The 6,770-nt window shown below is 67.6% G+C and carries 7 protein-coding genes; 1 reads left to right on the top strand and 6 read right to left on the bottom strand.

The features are described 5' to 3' along the window. The first annotated feature begins 6 nt into the window (after positions 1–6). Positions 7–1,113 carry a tRNA epoxyqueuosine(34) reductase QueG gene (gene queG, locus ACPDIX_RS06735; RefSeq protein WP_423431011.1) on the top strand — a complete coding sequence of 369 codons (1,107 nt, stop codon included), beginning with the start codon at positions 7–9 and terminating at the stop codon, positions 1,111–1,113. A 1,138-nt stretch (positions 1,114–2,251) separates the two neighbouring features. Here the strand turns inward: queG and ACPDIX_RS06740 are convergent. The 6 genes from ACPDIX_RS06740 to ACPDIX_RS06765 all read right to left on the bottom strand — a co-directional run bounded on the left by ACPDIX_RS06740 (position 2,252) and on the right by ACPDIX_RS06765 (position 6,370). Then, complete coding sequence (locus ACPDIX_RS06740; RefSeq protein ID WP_423431012.1) at positions 2,252–2,854, bottom strand: NUDIX hydrolase; 603 nt, start codon at positions 2,852–2,854, stop codon at positions 2,252–2,254. Positions 2,855–2,916: 62 nt separating this feature from the next. Continuing rightward, on the bottom strand, positions 2,917–3,135 hold the full coding sequence (locus ACPDIX_RS06745) for a hypothetical protein (RefSeq protein ID WP_423431013.1): 219 nt from the start codon (positions 3,133–3,135) through the stop codon (positions 2,917–2,919). 4 nt (positions 3,136–3,139) lie between these two features. Continuing rightward, on the bottom strand, positions 3,140–3,661 hold the full coding sequence (locus ACPDIX_RS06750; RefSeq protein ID WP_423431014.1) for a peptidylprolyl isomerase: 522 nt from the start codon (positions 3,659–3,661) through the stop codon (positions 3,140–3,142). Between the two features lie 117 nt (positions 3,662–3,778). Further along, positions 3,779–4,375: a peptidylprolyl isomerase gene (locus tag ACPDIX_RS06755; RefSeq protein WP_423431015.1), complete on the bottom strand. Its 597-nt coding sequence runs from the start codon at positions 4,373–4,375 to the stop codon at positions 3,779–3,781. A 202-nt stretch (positions 4,376–4,577) separates the two neighbouring features. After that, positions 4,578–5,384, bottom strand: coding sequence for a protein kinase domain-containing protein (locus tag ACPDIX_RS06760; protein WP_423431016.1), 807 nt, complete (start codon positions 5,382–5,384; stop codon positions 4,578–4,580). A 632-nt stretch (positions 5,385–6,016) separates the two neighbouring features. Next, entirely contained in the window at positions 6,017–6,370 is a 354-nt protein-coding gene (locus ACPDIX_RS06765) for a competence type IV pilus major pilin ComGC (protein ID WP_423431017.1), read from the bottom strand. Between the last annotated feature and the right edge of the window lie 400 nt (positions 6,371–6,770).

The following is a 6,770-nucleotide window of genomic DNA, read 5'->3' on the forward strand; positions in this document are numbered from 1 at the left end:
CCCCCTGTGGCGTGCGGAGAAGGCACGGCGGATCCGTGCGGGATCGAGCGATCGAGGCCCGCCGCGCCGGATGCAGCCGCATTGCGCGAGCAGATCCGTCGGCGGGCGATGGAGCTGGGCTTTGACGAATGCCGGTTCACGACCGCCGATCCGCCGGCCCGAGGTGCGTGGCTGGAACGTTGGCTGGCCGAAGGCCGGCACGGTCAGATGCAGTGGATGGCCCGGCGGGTGGAGCGGCGGACCGATCCGCGGAAGGTCCTGCCGGGCGCCGCCAGCATCGTCGTCGTGGCCGCCAGTTACGCCGTGGACGGACCGGAGGGGATTTCCGCAGGCGCTCCGGTGGGCGTCGTCGCCCGGTACGCCCGGGCAACCGATTACCACGAGTGGATGGGGGAGCGGCTCCGGTCCTTGGCGATGTTCATCGAGGAGGTGGGTCCCCGCGGCACGCAAACGCGCTGGTACGTGGACACCGGCCCGCTGCTGGAACGAGAGTTGGCCGAACGGGCCGGCGTGGGGTTCGTGGGCAAGCACACCAACCTCATCAGCCGCCGATGGGGCAACTGGTTGTTGTTGGGCGAGGTGCTCACGACCTGCACCCTGCCGCCGGACCCACCCGAGCGCAACCGGTGCGGCCATTGCACCCGTTGCCTGGAGGCCTGCCCGACCCGGGCCATCGTTGCGCCCTTCGAGCTGGATGCACGGCTCTGTATCTCCTACCTCACCATCGAGTTGCGCGGCCCCATCCCCGTCGAACTCCGACCTGCCATCGGCAACCGCATCTTCGGCTGTGACGATTGCCTGGCGGTGTGTCCCTGGAACCGGTTCGCACACGCAGGCCGGCTGATGCGGCAGTTCGCCCGGCCCGACCTCGGCGCGATGGAACTGGCGGGACTGCTGGAGCTGGACGAAGCCGGGTTCCGGGCCCGGTTCGGTCAAACCCCACTGGCGCGCGCCCGGTACTCCGGATTTCGGAGGAACGTTTGCGTGGCTCTGGGGAATGTGGGTGGGCCCGACTGCCGGCCCGCCCTGGAAAAGGCGGCACAGGATCCCGATCCCTTGGTGGCGGAGCACGCCCGGTGGGCCCTGGCCAGACTGGCCGAGCGGGGCCAGTGACCCTGCCACCCGCCCCGATCCGCCACGTGAGCCAAGCAAGCTCGCGCAGGTTCGTTCGATCCCATTCAAGGTCTGCCCCCACAGTCATGCGAAACGGCCGAATGCAAACGCCCCTCCCTTCAGGGAGCCGCTGGCCGACAGGAAAGACCGCCGGGGCAAAAACCACCCCGTCTGAGCCCGCACGTCTTTTCCGCGAGGGGTGATCGAGCGCCTCCGCAGCCCCTGTGCCATCCCCTCGAAAAGGGGCCGGCCCGAACCGCACAACGGCGGCCGCGACTGCAGCGGAAGCCGTGCACAGCGAGGACGTGTTCACCGGCTCTGCCCGGGCCGGCCAGGAAGGCGGACGCTCTGCTCGGGCGTGTTTCTCGCCTCCACAGAGACCCGTGCATGCGAACCGGGCCCGGCACCGGCGCAAAAGCCGCGGCCGGATGTTGGCTAATCGCTGGCCCCAGACTTCCTTATACTTTGCGCGCGGTGTTTGACATTCGTTGGCGGACGTGGTTATCTACGCCGCGTCACCGCCATACAAGTGCGGGTGTTCTTTGAACATCGGAATCCAGGGAAATGATTCCGAGACCGGATTTCGGTCGGGGCTTGGTACAGGCCCGGACCGACTTCTCCCTGATCCCTCTGTGTACTGTTCGATACTCCCCGGGCCTCTCGGCCACCCCCTGGCCGCTTGGCCCGGTTTTTTTATCTCCAAACGCCTCTGGCAGAGGGGAGGCGTATATGGAAGACGCCTCTCCCCGGCGGAACCGCAAAAGCCGGCCAGATGGGGGCGTCCTGCCCTGCAGCTCGTGCGACAGCCCGTTGGTCCCGGCATGGCGCCACGGCCCCCGATGCGAGGCGGTCAGGAGTGCAGGGCGATGGCGCGCCCGTCCGGCGTTCGGTCAGCTTCTGTTACGATGAGGATGGTCTGGCGCCGGCGCAGCGATCGCCTTCGGGTTCGGCTTTTCAGGGCCCGGCCTGGGCCTGAGCTCCCGCGAAGAAGATCGAACCTCGTTGGAACGAGGTCGAGGTCGCGGAGCTGTGCGGGAGGAGAGCGCCCAAGAGTGGCGCGCCGGGCACACGGACCGCTCCCGGGCCGCGGACCACGGGGCAGGGCTGGATGCTTCGAGGCACGAGGGTGGGGCAGTGGTCACGATCCGGCCGGGTGAACGGGCTCGGCGTCCGGCGGGGTGTTCGTAGCCGATTTGAGTCCCCGCAACCAGAGGTCGAAATGATAGAGTGCGGCGACCACCACGCAGTGCCGGATCCGGCCGGCGGCGACCAAGTGCGGGATTTCCTCCACCGGGACCAGGTGGGTGATCAGGTCCTCGCCCAGGTCAAACTGGACCGGGTGCGTTTGCCGGCATTCTTCCACCAGGACCGTGTAGGTACGATTGCTCTGGATGGCGGGGTTGGGCAGAACCTCGCCGATCACGCGCGGGCGCACGCCGGTGTAACCGGTTTCTTCGCGGAGCTCCCGCACGGCGGTGTCCACGGGGGAGGTTTCTTCCGGGTCCATGAGACCGCCCGGGATTTCGAGCTCCACCGTGTCTGTGCCGTGCCGGTACTGTTCGACCAGCACCAACTTTCGGTCGGGCGTCAGAGCCACCACGTTCACCCAGTCCACCGAGTCCATCACGTAGAACTCGTGGGTGCGACCGGTGCGGGGTGAGCGCTTCAAGTCCTTGCGGAGGCGGAACACCTTGAAATCACCCAGCGACACGCTGTCGAGTCGGGTCCAGGGTTGGATCATGTGAAGTCTCGAGGTTGACTGCTGCTCCGGGGCCGGGCGGGGCGGGGCTTGACCCGCCCGGATCAGACCCGGTCAGGCCCCGGTGGCCTGCCCGCCCGGGCCTGTGCGAAAAGCCGCAGGAGATGGTTCAGAGCCTCTTGCTTCGAACGGCCCTTGGCGCGGGCCAGTTGGTCGGCCCGGCGCAGCAGGTGGCGACCCATCTCCAGCGAACGTTCGGGCGGGCAACCCCATCCTTCCAACAGCCGGGCCACCGCGAGCAGTTCGGGATCCGGCTCGCTCATGGTCTCAGGCGCGTGTGCCCGGTTGGGTCCCTTCGGCCGCCGGCACGATGCGGATGCTTTCGACGTGAATCCGGCGGATGGGACAATCCCGGTCGTCCGTGGGCGTTTGGGCAATGCGATCGAGCACGTCCTCTCCCTCAACCAGACGGCCGAACGCGGTGTACTGGCCGTCCAGGAAGCGCGCGTCGCCGTGGCAGATGAAGAACTGGCTGCCGGCCGAGTCCGGGTCCTGGGCGCGGGCCATCGAGAGGACGCCCCGCACATGCGGCCGGTCGTTGAATTCGGCCGGCACGCAGTGGGGCGGGCCACCCGTGCCCCAGCGGGCCTTTTGCGACTCGTCCTTGGTCAGCGGATCGCCGCCCTGAATGACAAAACCGGCGATGACCCGGTGGAAACAGGTCCCGTCGTAGAACCCCTCGCACGCCAGCTTTTTGAAGTTCTCCACGTGCCGCGGGGCCACCTCCGGCCACAGTTCCAGCACCATGGTCCCTTCGCTTGTTTGGATGACCGCCCTTTCACCTGACATGATTCGCCTCCTGATTTGGCTGGGTTTGCTTCAACTGCCGGGCGCCCGGTCCCGAGCCGCCGGTTCACGGGGCCTGGGAAACCGGAACGATTCGGATGGTTTCCACCGTGACACGCTTCAACGGGCGATCCTGCGCATCGGTGGGGTGTTGGCGATGCGGTCCAGCACGTCCTCGCCCTTGATCAGCCGCCCGAAGGCCGTGTACCGGCCGTCCAAATGCGGCGCGTCGCCGTGACAGATGAAGAACTGGCTGCCGGCCGAGTCGGGATCGCTCCGGCGGGCCATCGAGACCACCCCGCGCACGTGCTTGCGGGAGTTGAACTCGGCCTTGATTGTGTAGCCCGGGCCGCCCGTGCCCCAACGGGCCTTTTGCGACTCGTCCTTGGTCAGCGGATCACCGCCCTGGATCATGAAACCCTTGATGACCCGGTGGAAGCAGGTCCCGTCGTAGAAGCCTTGGCGCGCCAGTTTCTTGAAGTTCTCCACCGTGCGTGGGGCTACCTCGGGCCAGAACTCCATCACCATGGTTCCTTCGGATGTCTCGATGACGGCCACCTCCGTCTCGCCGGACGCCCGGGCCGGGACTGTCCCGCTCGCTTGGTTGGTGCTCGCGCCGTCCCCGGACGCGCCCGCCTGCACCGGCGCCGTGCCATGGAGCAGGAGCCCCAACAGCAGCGCCCCCCAGCCCCAACGGGCGTTCGCTCGCAGGTTCATGCTCAGACTCTTCATACGTCCCCGATCTTCCCCGGGTCGCGGCTGCTTGTCACGTCCCGAGTGGGGCCGGCCCCGGCAAACCCTGCATGGCCAACCTCCACCGCCGCGGCGGCCGGCGGAGGCAGATACCCTGCGCCGGCCCCGGCTCGGTTTCCGTCTCGGTTGATGACGCTCATCTCCCGGCTCTCCGGCCAACCGGGGCTCAGGCAGACGGCACGGACTCGAGCTCCCGCTGCAAATCCCTGGCGGTGGCCGGCCGACCTTCCGGGTCGTGATGACAGCATCGCCGCACCACTTCATAAAAAGCCCGCTCGGATGCCCCCCGCAGCCGGGGGGTCAGATCCGGCAGGCTCTCGCCCGCTTCTTGGACGGGGATCCCGCTGAACAGTTCGTAAAGGATCCGGCCCAGGCTGAACAGGTCGCCCGAGGGCAGACCGCTCCCTTCCGGTGGATGGTATCCCACGCTTCCCACGGATGGACCCGCAGGTGCGTGGCGGCTCACCGTTCCGATGTCGCCCAACTTCAACGTGCCGCGGACATACAGCACGTTGGCCGGCTTGAGATCGCGGTGTACCAGCCCTTCGCCGTGCAGCGATGCCACCGCGCCCGCCAGCGCCCACCCGACCGCCACACACGCCCGTACCGGGAATCGCCCTCTACGGTCCATCTCCGCACGGAGCGTCCGGGGCATGTAGCTGTGGGGGTCGATCCGTCCTTCTCCCGTCACGTCGTCCGCGACCTCCATGAGGTAATAGAACCACTGGTCATCCGCACAACGGCCCACTTGCAGGATGTGTACCAGGCCGGGGTGCCGACGCGAAATCGGCTCGTACTCCCGCAGACCTGCCCATTCCCGTTCGTATCGCTCGGGAGACGGGAACCTCCGCCGTTCCAAAACCTTCGCCGCGCGGTACTCGCCGAGAACGGTTCGGGCCAGCCACACGCTGCCATACGAACCCCGTGCCACCTGAGCACACACCTCGTGATCTGCGATTTGGGGTTTCGACATTTATTTTCAGGTGCCGGCGCTGCGAGCGGCCCGGTCAAAAGCAAGATGGGCACTGACGTCTGCCCCGCCGTACAGGGAGTCGCTTTCCTTCGCGACCCACGCAAGCGCTCCCCCACAAGCCCCGTACCCCGGCCCGGCTTCACCCGCCAACAGCCCGCGCCAACCCTACGCCCGAAACAGAGAAACGCAAATGCGTCTCTCACCCGCACGGTCAGCCGGCACGGCGGCCGATCCACCCCGGATCCGCACCTTTTGGATCGCCGGGGGGATGAGGCCCTCCGCGCCTGCTCCAGGCACCAGGAGTTCCTGGCGAAGGTTGTTCGCGACGGGAGACGGGGCCCAAAGTGGGCGCGGTGCCCGGAGGCACCGGTGGCCGGGAGCGTGCAGGGCCTCACCCGAGGTGCGCAGCGGGGTCAAGAGTCTCGCTCTGGCTGGCGCTTCGGCACTGTCCCGCCACGATCCCGATTCCTCAAAGAGCGTCAAGGTCGCGCCGGTCCAATGGCGGGTGCGGAAAAGGGTCGGAAAGCGCGGCCTGGCAGGCCGGGTCCCAGCCTGCATGGGGTGGTGCCGCGGCTGGTTGAGCGAGCCGCCTGCCCGGCCGCCCGGACCGAGTACCCGGGCCGTTCAGGGGCTTACCTTCCGATCGCGTGCCCTTCCGACGCCTTGCTGCAGGTCGGATACGTTCCCACGGGGTTGATGGTATAGGTCCCGCCGGCAGGGCACTTTGGGAAGGTCTCGTTCTCGATGTACGGCAGCAGGTCCTGCTCGCTCGGGGTGTCACTGTCGCTCTTGCCATTCTCCAGCGCCCACTGCTGCTTGGCGCTCTGGATCATCCGCAGGTTGGCGACGCAGACCTTGGCCTGAGTGGTGCGACGGGCCCGTCCCAGATTCGGAATGGCCACCGCCATCAACAGGCCGATGATCGCCACCACGATCATGATCTCAATCAATGTAAACCCGGCTCGTCTGCGCGTCTGGATCTTCATGGTTTCCTTGCATGTGCGACCCGACCGGCCCCGCTTACGGATCCGCAGCTTGCTCCCCAGCTTCGCAAACTGCGCCCGGCCGCAGGTGCCGTTCCAAACTTGGGTAACCCTACCCGGAACCATCCTTCATCAAAAGACAAAACCCGCCCCGCCCAAAAGTCGCGTGCCACGCGAAGGCCGCCTTCCCGCCCGACCGATCCCTCGAGCTCCCGACGGGGGTCCTTCCGGGACGGGCCCCCTCCTGCCCCGGCTGGTGCCGGAGTCCCGTGGGCCCTCCATCCCGGGACGTGGTTGCCGGCACGAAAGGCGCCGGGCTCGGCTCCGCCATGCGACGGCAGGAAGCAGCTCCACCGCTCCGCCACACCCCGGTCCCGGGCAGGGCGGTGCGCGGTTGCTAGTT

Source organism: Limisphaera sp. 4302-co, from assembly GCF_049537155.1.
Taxonomy (GTDB): Bacteria; Verrucomicrobiota; Verrucomicrobiia; order Limisphaerales; family Limisphaeraceae; genus Limisphaera.